The 22,567-nt window shown below is 39.7% G+C and carries 16 protein-coding genes; 8 read left to right on the forward strand and 8 right to left on the reverse strand.

Annotated elements, in window-relative coordinates; genetic code table 11:
- The first annotated feature begins 150 nt into the window (after positions 1 to 150).
- The 5 genes from AC0UA9_RS13105 (at position 151) to AC0UA9_RS13125 (ending at position 8,167) form a co-directional block, all read left to right on the forward strand.
- Complete coding sequence (locus AC0UA9_RS13105; protein WP_475660550.1) at positions 151 to 1,131, forward strand: hypothetical protein; 981 nt, start codon at positions 151 to 153, stop codon at positions 1,129 to 1,131.
- A gap of 518 nt (positions 1,132 to 1,649) precedes the next feature.
- The gene (locus tag AC0UA9_RS13110) at positions 1,650 to 3,551 is read left to right on the forward strand and encodes a TonB-dependent receptor domain-containing protein (protein ID WP_475660551.1); all 1,902 of its coding nucleotides are present in this window, start codon (positions 1,650 to 1,652) and stop codon (positions 3,549 to 3,551) included.
- Positions 3,551 to 7,369: a cobaltochelatase subunit CobN gene (cobN, locus tag AC0UA9_RS13115; RefSeq protein WP_475660552.1), complete on the forward strand. Its 3,819-nt coding sequence runs from the start codon at positions 3,551 to 3,553 to the stop codon at positions 7,367 to 7,369. The genes AC0UA9_RS13110 and cobN overlap by 1 nt, the downstream gene beginning before the upstream one ends.
- On the forward strand, positions 7,366 to 7,866 hold the full coding sequence (locus AC0UA9_RS13120; RefSeq protein WP_475660553.1) for a MotA/TolQ/ExbB proton channel family protein: 501 nt from the start codon (positions 7,366 to 7,368) through the stop codon (positions 7,864 to 7,866). The genes cobN and AC0UA9_RS13120 overlap by 4 nt, the downstream gene beginning before the upstream one ends.
- Positions 7,853 to 8,167, forward strand: a complete 315-nt coding sequence (locus tag AC0UA9_RS13125; protein WP_475660554.1) for a DUF2149 domain-containing protein — start codon at positions 7,853 to 7,855, stop codon at positions 8,165 to 8,167. Before AC0UA9_RS13120 ends, AC0UA9_RS13125 begins: the two co-directional genes overlap by 14 nt.
- Before the next feature lie 104 nt (positions 8,168 to 8,271).
- Here the strand turns inward: AC0UA9_RS13125 and AC0UA9_RS13130 are convergent, their stop codons facing one another.
- The 3 genes from AC0UA9_RS13130 to AC0UA9_RS13140 all read right to left on the reverse strand — a co-directional run bounded on the left by AC0UA9_RS13130 (position 8,272) and on the right by AC0UA9_RS13140 (position 11,733).
- The gene (locus AC0UA9_RS13130) at positions 8,272 to 9,051 is read right to left on the reverse strand and encodes a haloacid dehalogenase type II (RefSeq protein WP_475660555.1); all 780 of its coding nucleotides are present in this window, start codon (positions 9,049 to 9,051) and stop codon (positions 8,272 to 8,274) included.
- A gap of 322 nt (positions 9,052 to 9,373) precedes the next feature.
- Positions 9,374 to 10,477: a type I phosphomannose isomerase catalytic subunit gene (locus AC0UA9_RS13135; RefSeq protein WP_475660556.1), complete on the reverse strand. Its 1,104-nt coding sequence runs from the start codon at positions 10,475 to 10,477 to the stop codon at positions 9,374 to 9,376.
- Between the two features lie 5 nt (positions 10,478 to 10,482).
- Positions 10,483 to 11,733 carry an Nramp family divalent metal transporter gene (locus AC0UA9_RS13140; protein WP_475660557.1) on the reverse strand — a complete coding sequence of 417 codons (1,251 nt, stop codon included), beginning with the start codon at positions 11,731 to 11,733 and terminating at the stop codon, positions 10,483 to 10,485.
- Positions 11,734 to 12,036: 303 nt separating this feature from the next.
- Here AC0UA9_RS13140 and AC0UA9_RS13145 point away from each other — a divergent pair, with 303 nt between their 5' ends.
- Entirely contained in the window at positions 12,037 to 12,744 is a 708-nt protein-coding gene (locus AC0UA9_RS13145) for a FadR/GntR family transcriptional regulator (protein ID WP_475660558.1), read from the forward strand.
- A 99-nt stretch (positions 12,745 to 12,843) separates the two neighbouring features.
- On the opposite strand, the gene AC0UA9_RS13150 is transcribed toward AC0UA9_RS13145, so the two are convergent.
- From AC0UA9_RS13150 to AC0UA9_RS13170, 5 genes are all read right to left on the reverse strand, one after another.
- On the reverse strand, positions 12,844 to 14,316 hold the full coding sequence (locus tag AC0UA9_RS13150) for a mannitol dehydrogenase family protein (protein ID WP_475660559.1): 1,473 nt from the start codon (positions 14,314 to 14,316) through the stop codon (positions 12,844 to 12,846).
- Positions 14,317 to 14,431: 115 nt separating this feature from the next.
- A complete protein-coding gene (uxuA, locus tag AC0UA9_RS13155) occupies positions 14,432 to 15,622 on the reverse strand; it encodes a mannonate dehydratase (RefSeq protein WP_475660560.1) in 1,191 nt (396 codons plus the stop codon).
- A gap of 243 nt (positions 15,623 to 15,865) precedes the next feature.
- A complete protein-coding gene (locus AC0UA9_RS13160; RefSeq protein WP_475660561.1) occupies positions 15,866 to 16,321 on the reverse strand; it encodes a Fur family transcriptional regulator in 456 nt (151 codons plus the stop codon).
- A gap of 214 nt (positions 16,322 to 16,535) precedes the next feature.
- Positions 16,536 to 17,903, reverse strand: a complete 1,368-nt coding sequence (locus tag AC0UA9_RS13165) for a 5-methyltetrahydrofolate--homocysteine methyltransferase (protein WP_475660562.1) — start codon at positions 17,901 to 17,903, stop codon at positions 16,536 to 16,538.
- Positions 17,904 to 17,955: 52 nt separating this feature from the next.
- Entirely contained in the window at positions 17,956 to 20,340 is a 2,385-nt protein-coding gene (locus AC0UA9_RS13170; RefSeq protein WP_475660563.1) for a TonB-dependent receptor, read from the reverse strand.
- Between the two features lie 392 nt (positions 20,341 to 20,732).
- Between AC0UA9_RS13170 and AC0UA9_RS13175 the strand changes: the two genes are divergently transcribed.
- Together AC0UA9_RS13175 and cobT are read left to right on the forward strand one after the other, a co-directional pair.
- Positions 20,733 to 21,374, forward strand: a complete 642-nt coding sequence (locus tag AC0UA9_RS13175; RefSeq protein WP_475660564.1) for a histidine phosphatase family protein — start codon at positions 20,733 to 20,735, stop codon at positions 21,372 to 21,374.
- Between the two features lie 105 nt (positions 21,375 to 21,479).
- A complete protein-coding gene (gene cobT / locus AC0UA9_RS13180) occupies positions 21,480 to 22,550 on the forward strand; it encodes a nicotinate-nucleotide--dimethylbenzimidazole phosphoribosyltransferase (protein ID WP_475660565.1) in 1,071 nt (356 codons plus the stop codon).
- Positions 22,551 to 22,567 lie beyond the last annotated feature (17 nt).

The following is a 22,567-nucleotide window of genomic DNA, read 5'->3' on the forward strand; positions in this document are numbered from 1 at the left end:
TGGCAGTGACTCATATATGAGGTGAGCGAAACTTTGTCTTCTAGACGGCTAAACGTCTATTTAAAAATATAAAATTTACTGATATACTGCTGTTCATTAATAAGCCATCCTCTTTAAAATCGGCTTTCACTCATAACTTGCGAAATAATTATGCTAGACAATGAATCAGAATTAAGAATTAGGTATAACGATAATTCCCGTGGTGTTTACTTTATTGGCACTACACCGCCAAAAAGTGATACCCCTATTGAACAAGTAGAAGATATCGCCACTAAATTACTGGATCGTGTCAGCGATATAGACTTTGACGGGCTAATTATTTATGACATTCAAGATGAAGATTCAAGAACCAATGTTCCTCGTCCTTTCCCATTTAAAAGCACCCATGATCCACGCTTATATTCATCGTTATTAAACAAAAAATCAAAACGTCCAGTGATCACCTATAAAAGTGTGGTGCAGTCAGACGTTACAGCCTTTAATAATTGGGCAGATGAAGCATGGGACAAGTTTGGTGTTCGTGATGTAGTGTTGGTAGGGAGCCCATCAAAAAATAATGATATTAGCTTACCGCTTGGTGAAGCTTATCAAACGCTGGTACAAAACCAGAATAACTTTTTTATTGGCGGCATAACCATTGCTGAGCGTCATGCTAAAAAAGGTAATGAACATCAACGCTTAATAGAAAAACATCAACAAGGCTGTAACTTCTTTATTTCACAAGCGATTTATGATCCACAAGCCACTATTGACATGCTAACTCGTTACGCTATTGAATGCCAAAAACAGGGGTTAAAGCCACAGCGTATTATTTTAACCTTCTCACCATGCGGCAGTAAAAAAACGTTAGAGTTTATTGACTGGCTAGGTGTGCGTGTTCCAGAAGCAACCAGCTTGCGTATATTGAATGCAGAAAAACCTTTGTATGAGTCTATTCGTATTTGTTGTAATAGCTTACAGCAGATATTAGATGCGCTAGTGCCGTATGATTTACCATTAGGTTTAAATATTGAAAGTTTAACCAACCGTAAAGAAGAAATTGACGGCTCAATTTTACTATACAAGTTATTGCGCTCAACCATGGACAAGTACTTAGCCAGAAAAGAACTGGATAACCTGCTCAAGGGTTAAAAATAGTGATTCTCCTTCTCTACAGTTTGTCTCAATCAAAAAGCCTTGCAGGGATGCCAAGTTTATAAGTTATTTCCTACTTATCAGAAATTAAAAAGCATAGAGCTAGAGGGTTGTATGCTTTAAACATAGCCACTTATCATCCTATGCTGCGGAAATTATCTCTTTTTTGAACATTACTACATTGAGTAAATAATTTGTTCACAAGGTCTAGCTCAATATTTCTGTTGTTATCCTCTGTTTTATAATTTTAATATTCACATCTTTCTCATTATGGGGTAGTTGTACCTCAAGCCACTCAGGCTAAGTTCTATTTAACTAATCAACTAAAAGCATCTTTTTTTTGATCTTAGCAAGAACACCTATTGATATGTTATAACATATCAAATAGAATTTATTTCTATAAATTAATAACTCACTAAATTTATTTACCCGTTTGAGTTTATAAATTCATCTTTTTTAACCCTGTTTACCGACGTTTGTTGGTTAAATTACTATGTAGCAGTGCCACTATCACTATGAAAAAACTTATCCCAACTTTACTCTCTTTAAGCGTTATCTCTTTATCCATTCAAGCAGCAAGTGCTGATCAAAATATTGAACAAATTGTTGTCACTTCAAGTTCTTCTGAGAAGTTACTCAGTGTCGCGCCAGCAAGTATCAGTGTTATTAATCAAGAAGATTTAAACCGACGTGTGATCATGGATTTATCAGATGCTTTGCGTGGACAAACCGGTCTCAATTTGACTGCGGTAGGTTTTGGTCGTAAAGGTATTGAAATTAGAGGAATGGATTCAGACCAAACCTTGATTTTAATTGATGGCCAACGTGTTGGTGGCTCTACAGATTTAATTGCTCATTCTAATTTTGAACTTAGTTCAATTCCAGTCAACGACATTGAACGAATTGAAGTTGTTCGCGGACCTATTTCAGCACTCTATGGCACTGATGCGTTGGGAGGTGTTATTAATGTTATTACTAAAAAAGTCAGTAAAGAATGGCGTAGTAATCTAGCATTAAATGGTGGTCAGCAATTATCTGATGAAGAAGCGAAAAGCTATAGTGTGAATGCCTCTACATCGGGTGCTATTAATGATGATTTAACGGTTAGAGTGTCCGCGGTCCGTGAATACCAAACGGATGTTCCTAGCCGCGTTGATCCAAACCAATCAGATATCGAAGGGCAAAAAAAGGATAATGTTCGTTTGCAAATAAATTGGGCGGCAGCAGAAAATCAAACGTTAAATGGTTCTGTTGCTGTGGTTGATGATTACCGCTGGCGGGATACTATTTCAAGTTCAACTTATTATGTTTTCAAGGATGAAGTTGACCGTTTACAATTATCTTTGCAGCATCAAGGTAATTGGGCGTGGGGTGATTCAAGTGTTCGAGTTTATCGCACTAAAGTTGATCGTAAAAACACCCGAACGAATGACATATCAGTCACATCTCCAAGTGAAATAACAGAAGATATCGCTGATGTTAAATTAGGTACTACGCTAGATATGCATCATCTTCAGTTTGGTGGTCAATGGCAACGTCAGAACCTTAAAGACAGTGTTGTTAATACTAGAGGCGAGACTGAATCTATTCAGCAATCTGCTTTTATTCAGGATGATTGGGCAATAAGTAACGAATTTTCACTACTGTTAGGTGGAAGGTTTGATCATCATGATGCCTATGGTTGGGAGTCAAGCCCGCGCGCTTATTTGGTTTGGAGCCAAGGTCATTGGGTTATTAAAGGCGGTTATGGTGAAGGTTTTAAAGCGCCGAGTTTAAAGCAACTTTCAAGTGAATATGAAACGTCTGCCGCAGGCGGTTTATTTTATATTGTAGGTAACCCTGATTTACAACCAGAAACAAATAAGTCGTACGAGCTATCAGCACGATATGGTGAAAAGGATTGGCATGTAACGACGACGATGTTTGAAACAAAGGCACAAGGTCTGATTGAGACTTTTTGTATATCAGGGTGTGATGGCCGTGGTGCTTTGCGTAACTATCGAAATATTAAAAGTGCGACCTTGTCGGGTGTAGAAATGAACGCAGGTTGGAAAATATCTAATAAAGTGAGTGTTTCAACTAACGTCAATTACCTTGATGCACGTAATAATACTGAAGATAGGGTATTAGAAAATAAACCTAGAACTTCAGGTTATGCGGAAATTGTTTGGCAACCAGTTGAAAATGTAGATACGCAATTGCGTTTAGAATATGTTGGTGAGCAATACCTTGATGATGCCAAGTTACCGAGTTATCAATTATTGCACCTGAGCGCAAACTACCGAATGAATTCGCAATGGTTATTACGTGCCAGTATTGAAAATATAACGGATGTATATTTACCTGATGAATCAGAGGAATTTGAATTTGTTGAACAAGGTCGTACCCTTTATTTAGGTACTCAGGTGAGTTTTTAATGATGGGTAAAGTTTTTATTTTATTTCTTGGTTTGATCGCTAGTTCAACCTTTGCTAATACCTCAAAAACAGTACTTGTTGTTGCTTCGAACTTTGTTTCAGCAGATAAATTTGAGCAACTAGCACTGATTAGCAAAGATTACGGGGTTAGGGTTGAGTATGTGAATGCACAAAATGTAGGCGTGCTATCAGAGCAAAAACTCAATAGTGCTGCGTTAATTATTCTAGATGGACCTAGACCTTCAGATAGAGCAGCGGCGGAGGGTGCATTACCTGAAGGTACCGCAGGTCTAAAAGTACCGTGGATTCAAGTCGGTGGTGGTAGACCAAGCTTTGGTCAACTATCACCGCAAGTTGCACGTAGTTTCATTGGTTATTATGCCAATGGAACTACGCAAAACTATCAGTACTTATTTGCTGCTGTGGCAACGTTATACAATGGTGAAACCAGCATTACCTTAGCACCAGCTGTTCAACTAAAAGAGCAAGGTGTGTACACACCCAATGTAGTGTATGCCAGCTTAACTGATTTTTTAGCGAGTGATGTATCTCTAAAAGATAAACCACTTATTGGTTTTGTGATTTCTAATAGTTTAATTCGTGATATGCAAACTAATTTTTTAGATGATTTGTATGTACGCACCAAAGCAGCAGGGTTAACACCAGTGCTTATGTGGTTTAAAAGCACTGAAGATAAAGGGTTAACTCAATTTTGGCAAGATGCTAACCCAAGTGTTATGGTTAATATGACCCACATGCAAAATGGCGAAGCGCGCAAAGCCGAGTTTTTACAATTAAATGTTCCCGTATTGCAAGCGCTAACTTACCGCGATGGGAGTGAGCAAGATTGGTTGTCTTCGCCAGAAGGGCTTGCGTCGAATACGGCTGCAACTTTGATGGCTGTGCCTGAAGGCTGGGGTATGACGGATCCCATCGTTATCGCTGCAATACATAATGGTGAAGCACAGCTTATTGATGAGCAAGTATCTCTATTGCTAGGCAAATTAAAAGCCTTAGTCCGTTTACAAACCTTACCTAATAAAGATAAAAGTCTAGCGTTGATGTTTTGGAATACACCATCAGGTGAAGAAAACATGTCAGCCTCAAATCTCAATATTCCAACCAGTGTGTCGTTAGTGACTAAAGGTTTAGCGGCTGCAGGATATCAAGTCGATACAAAAACAGAGGAAGAGGTTATTAGTCAAGGTAAGTTATTACTCGGCGGTTTGTACCATCCTGAAAAACTGCTCGATTTATGGCAACAAGGTTTGGCTATTAGCCTCTCTATTGATGATTATCTAGCTTGGTTTGAGAAGCTACCTGAATTGATTCAAACAGAAGTGACTGATAAATGGGGAAAACCTGATTCTCATTGGGCTTTACGGAATATTAATAATAAATCTGCGTTTATTATACCCGCTGCGCGTTGGGGAAGTTTATTGGTGATGCCGCAACCACCTCGATCGGGGAAAGTCGGGGCAGACACTCATGATACTAAAGTACCGCCAGATCATTACTATTTAGCGGCGTATCTTGCATTGCAATTACGCCAAACTGATGCCTTGATTCACTTTGGTACACACGGTACTCAGGAATGGACACCCGGTAAAGCGAGAGGACTTAGTAGCAATGACTATCCTTTCTTAACTTTAGGTAACATGCCGGTTATTTATCCTTATATTCAAGATAATGTCACTGAAGCTTTACAAGCAAGGCGTCGCGGTCGTGCAACAACGCTTAGTCATCAAACACCCTCATTTGCACCTTCTGGGTTATATAAAGAATTGTTAGATATTCATGACTTGGTTCATGAGTATGAATTATTATCAGAAGGGCAAGTAAAGAATGAGGTGCAAGCCAGGTTATTAGCCCAAGCGAAAAATATGTCGTTGGACACTGAACTGGGTTTTAGTGAGCAACAAATAAAGGCTAACTTTGACAGTTTTTATCAAGCATTGCACAACCATTTACATGCCTTGGCAGCGACGGTTACGCCTTTAGGTTTACATACATACGGACAAAGTAGTGAGTCGGAACATTTATTGTTGACGGTATTACAACAATTAGGGCCAGATTACTTCATTGCCGCAGGCGAAAATGGCGAAGAGCTTTTAGCAAAAAACATTGATAATATCAAACAAAGCAAAGCAATGATTTTATTAAAGAAAGCCGTTATTGGTCGGGTTTTACCAACAGAAAATGAACCATTAATAGCGCTATTGAAAACAGCGCAATTGAATTATCAACACCTTATTAATAATCAAGAAATACCGGCATTACTGAAAGCTCTACAGGGTGGTTTTATTGCGGCGGGTTTAGGGGGCGATCCTGTGCGTATGCCTGAAACAACGAATGGTACTAACCTTTATGGTTTTGATCCTCTTAAAATACCTACCCCGTCGGCATATGAAGCCAGCGCAGCAATGCTTGAACAGCTTATTGAAAGTTATAAAAGAGAGCATCAAGAATATCCAGACAAGCTTGCTTTTTCATTATGGTCTGGTGAGGCTCAGCGCCATATGGGGGTTGTTGAAGGTCAAGTATTACGTTCCTTAGGGTTAAAACCTGTTTGGGGCCGTAATGGTCGAGTTAGTCGACTTGCTATTATTCCACAAGCTGAACTTTCTCATTCACGTATCGACGTTGTTATTCAGGTAACCAGTGTTTATCGCGATCAATTTGATGGTTTTATGGGCTTGTTGGCAGATGCTATTGCACGGTTAGTTGATCTAGATGACGGCAATGTCATTGCTTTAAATGCACAAGTAACGAAAACTGAGCTAATGAGCAAGGGCATTACTCAAGCGCAGGCCAAAGACTTAGCTGAGCTTAGAATTTTTAGTAATGAACCTGGTGACTATGGCACGGGTGTGACGAGTTTAGCGATGGACTCAACCTCTTGGGAAGGTGATGGCGCATTAGCTGAACAATATTTAGCACGTTTACAATATGGCTATGGACGCAAAGGTTGGGGAGTAAGTGTTGGCCACGGAATCAACTTATTTGGTCAACAATTGAAAGGTGTCGATGCCGCAATAATGTCGCGGTCAAGTAATCTGCATGGCATGTTATCAACCGATCATCCTTTTGAATTTTTAGGAGGAATGGCTGCAGCGGTAAGGTCAATCAATGGAATGTCACCGGCGTTATATGTCAGTGACTTACGTAAAACAACCGGGCGTGTTGTTAACGCGGCAGACTTTATTAGCGAAGAAATGCGAGCCCGCTATCTTAATCCTAATTGGATTACCGCCATGCAAGGCGAGGGCTATGCTGGCGCATTAGAAATTTTAGATACCGTAAATAATGTGTTTGGTTGGCAAGCAACAGCGCCAGATATGATTCGTAACGATCAATGGGAAGCAATCAGTGAGGTTTTTGTCGAAGACAAATATGAATTAGGTCTAAACGAATGGTTTGATGAACAACAACCCATAGCCCAAATGCAAATTATTGAGCGTATGGCAGAGGCAATTCGTAAAGATTATTGGCAAGCAAGTGATCAAGCAAAAACGGCACTAGCGATGCGCTACGAAAAGTTGTTAGAGGAAAACCCACAACATCAAGCAGCCCCAAAAACAGCGGACTTTTTATCTGAATTAGTAGGCGGTTATGGACTGAATGCCGGGCAAAGCGGTGGTAGTAAATCAGTGGCAGGGCAAACCTTGCAGCAAGTGCCAGAACAACCTATACAAACATCGTCAGATATTATTCGTATATTCATTGCTTTAATTATGCTTGGGCTAATTATGGGGGGGGTAATACATCAGCAACGAATGAATCAACACAGAATTAACTCTTTAGGAACCCGAAAATGAACGAATTTGAAAGTGTATTATACGATTTAACACGTTTCTTCTTATTTCCCATCATGTCATTAATCTTAATTTCGTTAGCTTACTCGCTACTTGCCTTAGGAGCATTCCTCATGGAGTGTTGGCAGCGTAAACGTAAAGCTTATGCGTCTGAAGTTGCAAACTTTAGCCAGACATTGGCGGCGTTTAACAGTGATGATGTAGAGTTGTGGATATTAAAACGCTTAGAAAATTTACGTATTGTTACTCGTACTGCGCCAATGTTAGGGCTAGTTGCTACGATGATTTCTATTGGCCCTGCTTTATTAGCATTAGGAGAAGGTCAAGTCAGTGAAGTTTCAAGTAATATGGTTGTCGCTTTTTCTGCTGTAATACTTTCTTTGGTTGCGGCGAGTATTACTTTTGCGGTGCTGACAGTAAAACGTCGATTCTTGTTAGAAGAATTACGTGATTTAGAGCGAGAAAGTAAAGCGAAGGAGCAAGTAAATGCGCTTTCTTGATAGTGACGAAGCAGACGACCCTATTCTGTCGGTGGTTAATTTAGTTGATTTGTTTTTGGTTATTATCGGTATTTTACTGGCAGTAATTGCGGCGAATCCTTTAAGTCCATTCTCTAATAAAGACGTTGTTGTTATTGAGAATCCTGGTAAAGTGGATATGAAAATAACCGTAAAAGATGGCGAAAAACTTACCCGTTATGAATCTAATGGTGAAATAGGCGAAGGGCAAGGCACTAAGGCTGGAGAAACTTATCAAATGGAAGACGGCAGTTTGATTTATGTGCCAAGTAAAGATAAGTGATAGTAAATGAGTGTATTTCTGCCTTCTTTATTAATAATTAGTGATTTGATTATATGTGCAACAATAGGATTTGTGGCACATATATACGAGTTAAATGAATAAAGTTAGTCAGCTTTATTCGCTGCTAATTGGTCAACTATTTCCAATAAATCTTTACCTGTAAGGTCTGGTTTTCCGGCAAGCGGGTAAAGCGCTTTGCCCGGGCGAAGAATAAAACCTGTGCGCCATCCCGCTTTTTCAGCACCCGCTATATCCCAAGCATGCGCGGCAATTAGCATGGCATCTTCAGGAGTAACATTCATTCGCTCTTGCGCCCACTGATAAACTTTTAAGTCAGGTTTAAAGGTTTGTAAGTTTTGCACAGTTAATGAACCGTCAAAATACTCTGCTAGCTTGGCATTTTTTAGTTGAGCAGCAATACCTGCATCAGACGAGTTGGTTAATGTGATCAAGGTATAACCCATTGCACGTAATTTTGTTAATCCTTCAACTACATCAGGGTGAGGGGCTAAATCTCTAAAAGGAGTAAGTACTGCCTTACGTGCTTCTTCTTTTGTTAGTGGTATGTTTTGCTGATTAGCAATCATCTCTAATGAGGCGATGCCAATTTCACCAAAGCTATTGTATTCACCAATCATGTTGCCGACTAATGAGTAATGCAACATTGTTGTAAACCAATAAGGGACAAGTTCATCTCGTCCGCCGAGTGCTTTAGATACTGATTTACCAACATTACCCAGATCTAACAATGTTTCGTTAACGTCAAAAAAAATGACTTTGGGTTGTATTTTTACATCGATATTTACATCTTTGGCTAGTGCTACTTCCGACATAAAGCTCAGTGAAATTAGCACGCTAATTAGAAAGGGTTTAAAGAGTGTCATGATAAAAAATGCCTATAAGGTTAAGTAAAAAGGGGTTATAAAAGAGGGTGACTGAAAAGACCTTTTAAGCATTCAATAAATTTCATTGTTTGTAGATTAAGACCAGCCTAATTGTTTCTAAATATGTAAGCTGTCTTTAGATTAATTTTAGACTTTTTATTAGGGAACTTTCTGGCTTGCATGAAGTAAGGAAAACAAGCGTATTAAGCCAGATCTTTAATGATTGTTACTAAAGTGAGCAAGACAAAGATTGATGTGGCTATCATTAAGACCCAAACGGATTAATAAACCCGTTTGGGAAATAAGTGGCTTAAGGTTGGTACTAATCACGCACATTAGGCGGGTAACAAAGTAAAATTTTAGCCGGTTCATCTGAATGAAAGCTTATCTTTTCAATGGCAGCAGAAAAAAATATTTCATCGCCTTGTTTAAAAGAATATTCCTTATTGTGACATAGAATAGTGCCAGCGCCAGAATAAATAACCGCAACAAAAAAAGTACCATTACCTTTAATAGCGCATTTACCGTCTACATCTAACTCTTTCAGGCCAAAGCAGTCTGTATGGGTTTCATTAAAGACTGATTTTAAGGTGAAATCCTCAGAGCCTGCTAATACTGATGGCGTTATCTTCCAACGTCTAGCCGCCTCTTCAAATGTGCATGCATCATAATGAAAGCAGTCTAACATTTTCTCTTCGCCTAAGCCCTGATGTATTGATACGCCCGCTATTTCAAGCCCTGCAGGGGTTACTTTCTCTACCCGCATGGTGTAATCAGTTGGCTCTTGAACCTCCATCAAAAAACAGCCACTACCAATGGCATGAGGGACGCCACCATAAATCATAAAAGCGTCTCCAGGGCTTACATTAAATTTATGTAAACTATCAAGCATGCCTTGAATATCTTGGCGTTTAAAAAGTGCAGCCCACTTCTCTTTGGTGACACCTTCTTTAAAGCCCATATAAATTACACTGTCTTCACCACCTACTTCGCGTGTATTCAATACATACCAAGATTCGGTTTTGCCAAAGTTAGATTGAAACATGTCTTGAGCATATTTTTTATCTGGGTGAACCTGTATTGTAAGTCGTTCGTTAGAGTCGAGCATTTTTATCAATACGCCAGTTGTACCAAATTTATTGGCTAAACGCTCACCTAAAAATAAAGATTTATTTGATGCTATTAAGTCTTTTAAACTCATGTCACCAAGGGGGGTTTTAAGCATAGTGAGGCCTTCGTCCTCAGGTCGATCTTTGCCTCTAGCAGTGATTGTTGACATAATCCATTGTTCAGGCATGTCAGCATCTATTTCTGGGCTAACACCTTTCCAGCGGTCGATTAAAGCGCCACCGTTATATGTTCTCCACACTCGATTGTTTAGCTGTTTTAGGGGCACGTATGCTAGCGCGTTTATTTCTTTATTCATAAATATTAGCTCAATAACTCAAAGACACCTTTAAGCCCTATGCTTGCAGTGAAAATTGAAAATAGTAGGATAAGTAATAAAATCACATTGGCTGTTCGAGTATTTTTATATTGTCCCATTAAATCTGCTCTATTGGTCAAATAAAAAATACCTGCAACCGTGGCGGGTAAAATAATGGAATTAAATGCCTGTGAGATGATCATGACAAAAATAGGACGAGCTTCAAACACAGGCACGACTAAACCAAGCAACGAAATAATAAGCACCATTACTCGATATTTAGGTAAAGTCATGTCTCTTTTAGACTCGTTGTAGTCACACAATAACCACGGCAACATTAAAATATTAGGAAACTGAGACGAGACACCCGCCGAAATAATCCCAATAGCAAATATAGACGTTGCTAATGAACCGGCAAGGGGCTCTAAAATACTTATCATTTGAGATGCGTTGCTTAGCCCTATACCTTCAATATAAAGCGTTCCTGCTGCTGCAGCCATAATTGATGCGCTGATCACAAACATTAACACTACCGCAACAATGGCATCATTTCGCTGTTTACCAAAGTCGTTAATAGTCCACCCAGCTTCTTTAACTAAGGTGGTTCTAATAATGAATAAGCCGGAAAAAACGGTAGTACCTACTAATGATGCAATAACAAGAAAAGGGCCTTTGTCTCCATCTGTTACGGCAGGAATATTGGGTATCATTCCCTGTATAATTTCCATAGGAGGTGGCATCATAATAAAAAAGTTTATTAAAAAACATGCAGACATAATGGCAACAATTACCGCTAATGAGCGTTCAAAAAACTGTGTTTTACCATGCCAAAAAATATAAAAAACCATCGAAATAAAGAAAACAGCAAAATAGATGGGCGCAATGCCTCCATCAACTACCGTTTTTGACCAAGCATGGCACATGTCAGCAACTATGCCCATTACCCCCATTACACTACCTGTTACCCCAGAGGTGAGTGCAATAATGAAGAATATACCAAAGGCTGGGTGAATATGTTTTTTAAAGGCTTGCAGGGCAGTTTCCCCCGTGACTAATGTATATCGACTATATAAATTGATCATAAAGTAGGTTGTTAAACAAGAAGCTACAATAGTCCATAATAAAGACATACCATAAGTAGCCCCTGCTTTAGCCATGGCGGTTACACTGCCTGTGCCAATATTAAAACCTAAAAGAAAGATGCCAGGTAAGAAAAGGGCGAGAGTTTTTGAAAATTTACTTTTGAATTTTGTCATTCGTTCATTGCCATTGGTTGTTACTCGTTGCATTAGCTTTTATTTCATTAAAAAGGTAAAAGCGAGCTTTATTGGTAATTGACTTACTCTAAATTTGTCTGTTAAATACTTTACTATTGGTCAAGCCACTTTACCATAATGGATCTTGCTATAAAAAACAATTTATAGACCAGAAAAAATTAAATTTATTATCTAAATGATTATCCCTAAACAGCATTTACTTTGGTAATATATTGCGTTTCGTGATAGTTGTGATTTGACGACTAAGTTCGCAGAGAACTTACATTTATATTAAGGAAATGTATGGAATTACAAGTAATTAAGACAGAGCGACTCTATGTGAAAGTTGCAGAACAACTGTCTAAGCTTGTGAGTGATGGGGTGGTATTACCAGGAAGTCGCCTCCCTTCTGAACGAGATCTTGCTGAAAAACTCAATGTTAGCCGGCCAACTATTCGTGAAGCTATGATTGCTTTAGAGCTTTCAGGCATTATTGAAATTAGAACAGGCTCGGGTATTTATGTTACGCAAAAAAAACCTTTTATTACATTAGAAGACAAGGGTATAGGGCCTTTTGAAATTCTCGAAATTAGAGCTATTTTAGAGTCAGAAGCGTGTGCCCTAGCCGCAAAAAATATTACTGATGAGCAAATAAAGCAGTTAAAAGACGCGATTGTTGACATGGAAGAAGAAGAAAAGCGTCCAGATAATTCTGAAAAAGCTGACGGGGAGTTTCATAAAATTATTGCGCAAGCAAGCCATAATAGCGCCATATTATCGGTAGTAGACTGGCTATGGCAGTTAAGAAGCCAGTCAGATTTAAGTTCAGCATTTGCCATTCGATTACGTGAAAAAGGTGTGCATCCTGCTATTCAAGATCATAAAGATATTGTCGCTGCCTTAGAGCAAAGGTCGCCAGCAAAAGCAAAAAAAGCCATGAAAAAACATATTGAAAATGCAACAGTTGCCGCGAGCAATTATTTTGCCAACGATTTAAGTAATAAAAAGTAATCAGTAAGTCGGCTATCAGGGTAGTGCTTTAGCACAAAAGAGCGGTTCTGGTACAGCGTACCCCCTTATTCGTGAGGTTTATACGCTGTTTACCCTGTATTATTTAGTCGCAAGAAACTCAATAAGTGACGGCTTGATACCCTGTTGATGAATACTGCGTAAAAATGTGACGATACTGTGAATAAAAGCGTCATTATTTAATTGCTGACTATGACAAATACCCGATGCTGCTAAAATTGTGGTTACCTGCTTAACCTCGTTGTCTTTATGCAGCACTGCTAACGTTGTTAATGTTTCTGCTTGAGGGTCGTTAATGACCAGTGGCGCTTTCATCTCATTTTTTCCCTCGAGAAAGTAGCACCAACAAGCAATAACAAAGCAAATAGGTAAAGGTACGCGACCTGCTTCTAAAATAACTTGAGCAGGTTGTAACAACCGTTGTGGTAATTTTTGAGAACCATCACTCGCTACTTGCATCGTTTTGTAAGGTACTCGGCTATTAGCAAATCGCGTTAATATTGTTGCTGCGTATTCAGGTAAGTTTATATTGGGAACATCGTGTAGTGTTGTTAATAATTCGCGCTGTAATAGTTTTACAAAGGCTAAGCAATGTTCGTCGTTGACTGCTTCATGAATATACTCGTACCCGATTAAGGCGCCAATATAAGCTAATGTAGAGTGAGCCCCGTTTAAAAGCCTTAATTTCATGTCTTCATACAGGGTTACATCATCAACCAATATCGCCCCTGCTTTTTGCCAGTTTGGCTTGTCAGAGGCAAAGTTATCTTCAATTACCCATTGTTTAAAGGGTTCGGTAATCACCACGCCATTGTCTTGGTATCCTAATATTGTCGATATTTGCGCAATATCTTCATCGGTGGTTGCTGGGACTATTCTGTCAACCATGGAGTTACAAAAGTGCACATTGTCAGTAATCCAATGCGCTAATGAGGGATCTACATGGTTGGCAAACTCCATAACAATAGCTTTGGTAATGTCGCCATTAGCCGGTAAGTTATCGCAGCTAATTATTGTTAGTTTTTCATTAGATACGCGGCGTTTTTGACAAGCAGAAACAATAAAACCAGGTAATGATTTAGGCATTGCTAAATTATTTAGGTCATGTTTAATTAAGGCATTATCCTTGTCTAAATGAAGCCCCGTTTTGTCACGGCAATAGCCTTTTTCTGTCACTGTTATTGTCACAACTTTTGTTGTGGGTTCAGCGATAGCATTAACCACGGCTTGAGGGTTTTCTGGCGCGACAAGTACGTGATCAATTGCACTTATAATACGAATATTATCTTTATCAACAGAACGCTCAACCACAGAATATAAATTATCTTGTGGTTGCAGTATGTTTCTAATTGTTGGCGAGCGTAAGCTAACTGCTGTTATTTTCCATTGTGTGTCGCCAGACGCTAATAAGTCATCAGTAAAAACAGCTTGGTGCGCGCGATGAAAAGCGCCAATGCCTATATGCACTATGCCTGGCGAGGTGTTTGTTGGTGGGTATTGCGTTGTTTGTATATCTTTATTGAATTGTGAGTTTTTTGAGAGTAATGTCGTCATGGTTAAGGTAAACGCCTTATATTTGTTGCGTTAAAAACCCTGAAAGTTGTTCACTTCATTGCTGTTATATCAGTCAATGAAGCGAAGCAACTGTCGGCTTTATTGCTGTATATTGCTAACTGCGTTGTGTTTGCTTTAGGTGTGATATTGCATGAATTACACCACGTAGTTCCGCTAAACCTTTTAAACGGCCAAGATAAGAATAACCAGGCTTAACATCGGGTTGGTCTGCTTCATCATCGAGTAAATGACCATGATCAGGTCGCATTGGAATGCTCATTTCTTCACCTGAGGCTTTTCTTCTGTCTTCTTCTGACAATAATGCGTCAATTAAACCTACCATATCATTGTCACCGTCGAGGTGCTCTGCTTCATAAAAAGAACCATTATCTTCACGTATAACATTTCTTAAGTGCACAAAGTGAATTTTAGGGCCAAACTCCTTGACCATAGCAACAAGGTTGTTGTCGGCACGCGCACCAAAAGAGCCAGCACACAAGGTTAAACCATTTGCTCTGCTGTTTACGCCTGCAAATAGTTTACGTATATCTTCTTGCGTTGAAACCACGCGGGGTAAACCAAATAATGAAAATGGTGGATCATCTGGGTGAATACATAAATTTACCCCAACAGATTCGGCAACCGGCACTATTTCTGACAAAAACAGAATAAGATTTTCTCTCAGGCCGTCTTCGCCTAACTCAATAAATTCAGCAATGGCTGCTTTAATAGAATCACGGGTATAAGAGCCTTCACCCCCTGGTAAGCCTGCAATAATATTCCCTTCAAGTAAGCGTGCTTGTTCTGAGGTCATGGTATTGAAGTAGGCTTGTGCTTCTTGAAATAACGCGCTTGAATAATCTTGTGCGGCATTAGGTCTTTCAAGAATAAAAATATCATAAGCAACAAAGTCAACCATATCAAAACGTAATGCTGACCCCGTGTTTTCTATTGGAAAGTTTAGGTTTGTTCTGGTCCAGTCAACCACAGGCATAAAGTTATAACAAACAACTTTAATACCTGCTTCAGCGGCATTGATAATGGACTGTTTATAGTTTTCTATCAATTGTTGAAAGTTACCTTTTCTGGTTTTTATATCATTATGAACAGGGATACTTTCAATAACACTCCATGATAAACCTGCCGCTTCTATCATTGCTTTTCTTGATAATAAATTACTCAAAGGCCAGGTTTCGCCAGTAGGTATTTCATTCAAAGAACTAACAATGCCTTTTGCGCCAGCTTGTGCTATTTTTTTTAGAGAAATCGAATCGTTTTCATCAAACCATCGCCATGTTTCTAACATTGAATACACTCTTTTTAGTTAATTAATTAATAATATTGGTAAGGCCACCTGCCCATTTAACCAAAATTAGTGGTTAATTTCAATAGATGTTAATTGTTCCCCTAGCAAAAAATTGATTTATTTATGGTTATGTTAGGGTGGCGAGAGCAGGTATATGGGGGGAGCGAGGTTGAGTGAAAGATAAAGTGGTAGTGAAGCGAGCTTCTTGAAGCAGGTCACTCGCGCGTAAGTGTGATTGTAGCGCTATTTTTCAGCGCAGTTTTTACAGAGACAGTTCATTTCTAGTTGAGGGCTAACCAGTTGAAATCCTACCTGCTCTATATTTTGTTTTAACCCTTCAATTATCGATTTATTAATGCGTATTTCTTCTACTTGGTGGCAAGTACCACAGATTAAAAATTGCGGTACACCATGGTCATGATCACAGGTAATATGAGAGCAGGCGACGTATTTATTAGCCAAGCTTAGCTTGTGCACTAGGTGTTCTTTTTCAAGAAACTCTAAAATGCGGTATACCGACATCGCTGGTGTTTTTTCACCAAAGTTTTGCTCAAGTAAGTCGATGATATCGTAGGCAGAAAGGGCTTTTTCTGATTGAATGAGTGATGACAACACTTGCGTTCTTTTAGGGGTTAACCGCGTGCCATTTTTTTTACAATGTTGTTCTGCATGTAAGATAATTTTATCAACTTTATTCATTTTGCTCTCAAATTCATTTCGCTTAACGCGTTAATTATGGTTCAGCCTTATGTTTTTGTTGTGTTATTGGCTAATGCCTGTGAAGCTATTAAGCACTGTAGCAAGTAATGTTTACTATTGTAATGAATATAAAGTAATAAGTTTATTATTGACATAAAAAAGGGCTTCATCTCTTGAAACCCTTTATTAAACTGTCCGTAGTTACTCGGCGTGACTAGTGAATATGGTCATCATCATGTGCTTCTTCAGCGATACCTAGCCAAGTGAGTGCTTTTGGTGAAAACCCTACCGCATATTCTTTTTCAATGCTTAAAGTGTCTAAGTTTATTTGCAGCACGTGTTGCGCTATAGGGTCAGCAACGTACACGTAATCACCATTTTGGGCAACAGTCATACTAAAAGACAAGCCTTCAGGCATGGTCGTTACATCTTCTGTTGAAATATCTAAACTCGTCACCAGTTCCCAGTGTGCTTCGCCATCATGCGCGTGTGAGTTAAGAATATTAAGGTAGCCTGTGTTATCTAAGACTAAAAAGTACTTTGCTTCATGTGAAAAGCTATAAGAAACAGCGCTAACATCGTCTGCTAGTTGCCACTCAATTTTTTCCATAGTATTGACGCTAGGGTTGATGGCAACTAAAGCGTCTGACGCAATACCAATTAATGAGCTGCTTTCTTCATGGCCATAAAGAGTACCTATACGGGAGGTACCAATGGCTTCGGTATTCACAATTTTAACAGCTTCGTACTCTCCATCATGTGCATGAGTTACTAATACACCATCGCTACAACCAAAAACTACATAGTCATCATTTTGCGCTGCACCGTGTAAATCGGGGCAGGTTAGGTCTAAAATTTGCTCTTGTTCATATTCAGTGCCATGTAAATGAAAAACACCTACTTGATCGGGTAAGGTTCCTGCAGAAGTACTATCAGCAGCGTCACGGCGAATAGTACTTAATAAATAATCATCCTGAGATAAGGCCACACCGTGCATATTTATGCTGTAATTAATATGAGCAAGTTCGCTTTTTTCACTGCTAATATCCGTATCTTGTAACACCTGAACAGCCGCAGGTACACCTGAGTCTGCATCACCGTCATAAAATATAATCATGTCATCATCACTTTTCATGATGTGCGTAGGCGCACTGCCATTGAGTTGATACTCACTCATAACAGGCGCTTGTTGGTAATCATGTAGGTGGGCAACGTGATCTTCACGCCATAAGCCACCATCAATAAAGCCAACATAATCATTGTCTCTATTAGTAATTACGGCAAAGCGGTAGCTTGCTGAAGCGGTTAAAGTATTGTCATCATGAATCAATGAGAAGGACTCTAGTAAATCACCTTGGTCTAAATCATAAACAGTTGCTGTATTACCCTGTGCAGGTAACACGGCTAATCGTCCTAATGACTCTATGGTATATTCGTCATCATGGTCATGGTCATGGTCATGGTCGTCAGGCACAGAGATTGGCTCTTTCTCAATGATGTTTGTTTCTGCATCGCCACAGCCACTGAGAAATAAGGCAGCGATAGAAGCCGCAATCAGGTTAAGTTGGAATGATTTTTTCACAAATAATTTTCCTTAATTGGTCAATTTTACTAAATTGATATGAGTGTTTTTATTAGAAGTAGCCTCTAATGCCAATAGCAATGCTACGGCCAGGGCGTGGGGCAATGTCTTTAATAAAGGAGGTATGCACGCGTGCTTCGGTGTCTGTTAAATTAGTTGCTTTTAAATACAGCGCAACATCATGATTTAATAGGTCTAAGTCGTAAGAAACGCTAGCATCTACCAGGGTGTAACCATCGGTTGGCATTTCATATTCAGCCGTATCGCTTTGATCTTGATAACGTGTAATATCAAGGTGTGCACTAAGCTTTTCATTTTCGTAGCTAAATTGTGTGCCAAATCGCAGTGGTGGTGTACGTGGTAAATTACCACCGTCTTTTAATTTAGCGCGGACATAATCAGAAAATACGGTTGTTTTAAAAGTATCACTAACTTGCCAAGCCACTTGTGCCTCAAAACCGTGTAGTACTACGTCATCCGCTTGAAAAAGGTAAACCGGCAATTCATCGCTATGCTCGTCATGATCGTGCCCCTCATCACCGTGGTCGTGTCCACTTTCAGCATAAAGCCCAGTGTCAGCTTGATAATAGTAATTGTCGACTTGATTATAGAAAGCATTAAAGACAAAGGCGATTTCACCTTGTGTTTTTCTAAACGCTAAGTCGATATTGTTGGCGGTTTCAAGGTCAATTACTTTGTTTGATAAGCCAATTAACCCACTATCTGCATGGGTTGAAAACAAGGCGCCAATTTCGTAAGAGCTAGTACCAATATGTGGGCCAAACGACAGCAACTCAGACGCTGACGGTGCGCGTTCAGAGCGCGAAAGCGAAAGCCCTAGGTTGTAGCCCGGTGTAAAGTCCCACACTAAACCTGCAGATAAACTTACCGGGGTGAACTTATGATCAACAGCGAATACTCGCGTACTGCTTGTTTGTTCGTCGTGTGCGTGGTCATGCTCGTCTTCACTTTCGTGGTGATGGGCTTCTAAAGTAGGTAGTAACACGTTATCTGCGGTGAGTTTTACCTGTTCAGCTCGCGCACCCAGTTGCAACAATACATCGCCAAAATGTCTTTCTTCCATGATGGCTACAGCGAGCGTCTGTGCTTTTGAAGGAGGGGTAAAAGCCTCGGCCCCCTGTGCTGCTACATCGCTATTTTTAAAGTGAAAGCTAATGCCGCCATTCCAGTGGTTTAAAATATTGTGGGTAACATCCAATTTTACTTCTTGGGTTTGGTTCTCAAATAATGTTCCTACTACGCCGCCTTCTATTTCGGCGTGTTCATAATCAGTAAAACCTGAGGCTAATTTTACTTTTTTAATAAATTGATTTTTAAAGTTATATTCACCTAGCAATTGCACTCGCGTTTGTTCTAAGTCAGCATATACGCTTTCGTCGCCATGCGAGTGACCAGGTACACCATATTCACGGTTAAACTGTTCTACAGCAACCCCAATATAACCTTGGTCAAACAAGTAACTTGTACCTAAAGTAAAACCATTCGATTTTTCAGCACTGTTATCCACAGTAAACTTGCCCGTGTTGTGCTCCTCTGCATGTTCATGCCCGTCTTCGTCTATCTCGGCAGCTACGGGGACTTCATAGTCGTTTGACTCACGCCAATAGCCATCAGCATAAAAGCCAAATGACTCAGTGCCTGTGGTTAAGTTAAATGACGCGAGTTTACGATCATCTACAGAGTTGGTTTCAAGTAACCACTCACCTTGTGTTGTGCTGTCTGACGGTACGCGGCCATCAACCACATTGACAACACCACCCACAGCGCCGCTACCATAGAATAGAGTTGCTGGGCCGCGAAGTACTTCAATTTGTTGAGAAGTAGACGCTTCAGAAGCAACAGAGTGGTCAGGGCCCACTCTTGACACATCACTCGCGTCTAAGCCATTTTGCGCAATCATTACGCGAGGGCCACTTAAACCACGAATAATCGGTGTACTTGCGACATTGCCATGAAAATTAGTTTGTACACCCGGTAACTTTTCTAGGCTATCGCCTAACGTAGCGGCTTGCTGTCGACGTAATGCTTCGCCAGAAAGCACACTCACTGGTGCTGCAGATTCCATTACCGACATATGAATAGGTGTGGCAACAACATCTATTACTTCAATAGGTGAACGGGTTAACACCAATGATAAGGTTTTTGTTTCATCGTCAGACAAAACAATATCTTGATGAAGGTGCGCAAAACCTGACGCAGTAATATGAAATTCATTCATGCCAGAAATAAGGCCGTCAATAACGAAGCGGCCCTTTTCATCTGTGATGGTTACCTTATCTGTACCTTCAACGCGTACAGCTGCCCCAGCAATAGCTTGGCCATTGTTATTCCTTACTTCTCCTTGGATCGACTGTGCTAATAAACTAGTCGGTAATAGCAAGCCTATTAAGGCCGCTATTTTTGATATTCTTCGCATTTTATTCACCAGTATTATGATTGTATCGCTTACTGTTTGATATGTTATAACATAACAATAAGGGGGGCAACCGTTAGATAAAATAATTTTACTGTCATAGCAAATTAATCAATAAAAAAGGCAAATAAATAGTAAGATTGCTGTAAATGCCGGTACGATTAAAGCAGGCAAACGATAAGGTAGCAGAAGAGAGTGCAGCTAAAGACCACTGACAAGTATATTTTTGGCAAAAAAAATGCGCCTATTAACATAGGCGCATAAAAATAAAACACTAAGGGAAATAAAACATACACTTATTAAGAGTGATCAAATCTTAAAAAGTTCCCTTAATATAATTTTTTATTTAAATTGTTTTATTAGGCTTTTATATTCGCAACGATGGGTGATGAGTATTGGAAAAGAAAATATCAAAACAGGCACTTTTAGGTGAAAGTACACTTTATCTATTACGCCATGGTGAAATTGCCACACCAGGAATTTTAGCCGGTAAAACAGATGTGGCTTTATCAGCAGTGGGGATTGAGCAAATAGCACGGGCGACAGAGCAGCTAAACAATATAGATCGCTGTATTAGCTCACCATTAATTCGATGTTATGAGCAAGCTAATATTTATTGCCAGCAACAAAATTTATCACTAGAGGTGGAAAATAAATTACAAGAAATGGACTTTGGCGACTGGGATGGTAAAAGTTATCAAGCTTTATGGCAAATAGATAAACAACCCAACACCAGCGCAATAGGTGATTTTTGGCAAAACCCTTGGCATAATCAGCCGCCTAATGGTGAAACAATGGCTGATTTTGTTAACCGTGTTGATAGCTGGTGGCTAAGTTTCTGCGCAAATAACAACCACCATAATACTCTGGTTTTTACCCATGGCGGTGTGATCAAACATTTACTTGCTAGAATGTTAAATTTACCTATGCCAGGCACAGTGCATATGCACGCAATTGACGTATCTTATGCCAGTTTGATTAAAGTAACTTTATATCGGGATGAAGGTGGAAAAGTTTGGCCGAAAATTGTGTTGTAATTTATGCAAAGGCTTATCGCATAAATTATTTCACTAGAGCAATTATACAAAAGCCATTGGTATTCCCGATCATATAAACAAAACAAATAAAAAAAATAGACAAACATGCAATTTAAAATTACGCCGATAACCAATAATTTTGATCAGCAAATTCAAGCCACTATTGACGGTAAAACGAAACCTTTAGGAGCACTAGGGCAACTAGAAACCCTTGCCAAAGCTTTAGCACGAGTACAGGCAACTAGCGCAGAGCAGCCTGAATCATCAACGTTACTTGTCCCATTAACTATTGATAAACCCACGCTTATTATTTTTGCGGGAGATCATGGTGTTGCTGCTGAAGGTGTTTCTATTGCCCCAAGTGAAGTAACAGGGCAAATGGTGGCTAACTTTGCTACAGGCGGTGCAGCCATTAGTGTATTTTGTCGGCAGCTAGGCTGGCAATTAAGTGTAGTTGATGCAGGTATTTTGAAAAAGCCAGCGCCACAGTTAAATGTAATTAACCAAAGATTAGGCGGTATTACGCAGCCTTTACACCTAAAAATGGCGATGACGGAAGCAACCGTTACAGCAGGTTTTAACAAAGCGAAGTCTTTGATCAAAAAAACCAAGGAAAACGGCTGTAACTTAATTGCCTTTGGTGAAATGGGCATTGGCAACACTACCGCTGCGTCAGCGATTATGGCTGCCATTATGCAACTCTCAGCAGTAGACACAGTGGGAAAAGGTACGGGTATATCTGCTGAGGTTGTTATTAAAAAACAGCAAGTGGTTGAACAGGCGCTTAAATTACATGCAAGTAAACTAGCAGATCCCATACAATTACTGGCTTGCTTAGGGGGCTTTGAAATTGTGCAAATAACGGGTGCCATGCTAGCTGCAGCAGAGCAAGGTATGACTATACTCGTTGATGGCTTTATTTGTACCGCTGCCGCCATGGTTGCTGTGCAAATAAACCCTGTAGTGAAAGACTACATGATTTTTGCTCATTGCTCTGGAGAGCAAGGGCACGACAAAATGCTGGCATGGCTGGCTGTAAAACCACTATTAGATCTTGGCTTACGTTTAGGAGAAGGTACTGGGGCTGCTTTAGCTTTACCGCTCATTCAAGCAGCAGTGGGTTTTTATAATGATATGGCAAGTTTTGAACAAGCCGCAGTAACTAAGGTCGTTTAGCATTAACCACCTTACCA

It is taken from the genome of Colwellia sp. F1, from assembly GCF_056238625.1.

Coding starts and splice junctions, on each gene's coding strand:
- AC0UA9_RS13125 (WP_475660554.1), top strand. CDS start 7,853: ATGCGCTTTCTTGATAGTGACGAAGCAGACGACCCTATTCTGTCGGTG.
- AC0UA9_RS13145 (WP_475660558.1), top strand. CDS start 12,037: ATGGAATTACAAGTAATTAAGACAGAGCGACTCTATGTGAAAGTTGCA.
- AC0UA9_RS13160 (WP_475660561.1), bottom strand. CDS start 16,321: ATGAATAAAGTTGATAAAATTATCTTACATGCAGAACAACATTGTAAA.
- AC0UA9_RS13150 (WP_475660559.1), bottom strand. CDS start 14,316: ATGACGACATTACTCTCAAAAAACTCACAATTCAATAAAGATATACAA.
- cobN (WP_475660552.1), top strand. CDS start 3,551: ATGATGGGTAAAGTTTTTATTTTATTTCTTGGTTTGATCGCTAGTTCA.
- cobT (WP_475660565.1), top strand. CDS start 21,480: ATGCAATTTAAAATTACGCCGATAACCAATAATTTTGATCAGCAAATT.
- uxuA (WP_475660560.1), bottom strand. CDS start 15,622: ATGTTAGAAACATGGCGATGGTTTGATGAAAACGATTCGATTTCTCTA.
- AC0UA9_RS13135 (WP_475660556.1), bottom strand. CDS start 10,477: ATGAATAAAGAAATAAACGCGCTAGCATACGTGCCCCTAAAACAGCTA.
- AC0UA9_RS13140 (WP_475660557.1), bottom strand. CDS start 11,733: ATGACAAAATTCAAAAGTAAATTTTCAAAAACTCTCGCCCTTTTCTTA.
- AC0UA9_RS13120 (WP_475660553.1), top strand. CDS start 7,366: ATGAACGAATTTGAAAGTGTATTATACGATTTAACACGTTTCTTCTTA.
- AC0UA9_RS13130 (WP_475660555.1), bottom strand. CDS start 9,051: ATGACACTCTTTAAACCCTTTCTAATTAGCGTGCTAATTTCACTGAGC.
- AC0UA9_RS13110 (WP_475660551.1), top strand. CDS start 1,650: ATGAAAAAACTTATCCCAACTTTACTCTCTTTAAGCGTTATCTCTTTA.
- AC0UA9_RS13105 (WP_475660550.1), top strand. CDS start 151: ATGCTAGACAATGAATCAGAATTAAGAATTAGGTATAACGATAATTCC.
- AC0UA9_RS13170 (WP_475660563.1), bottom strand. CDS start 20,340: ATGCGAAGAATATCAAAAATAGCGGCCTTAATAGGCTTGCTATTACCG.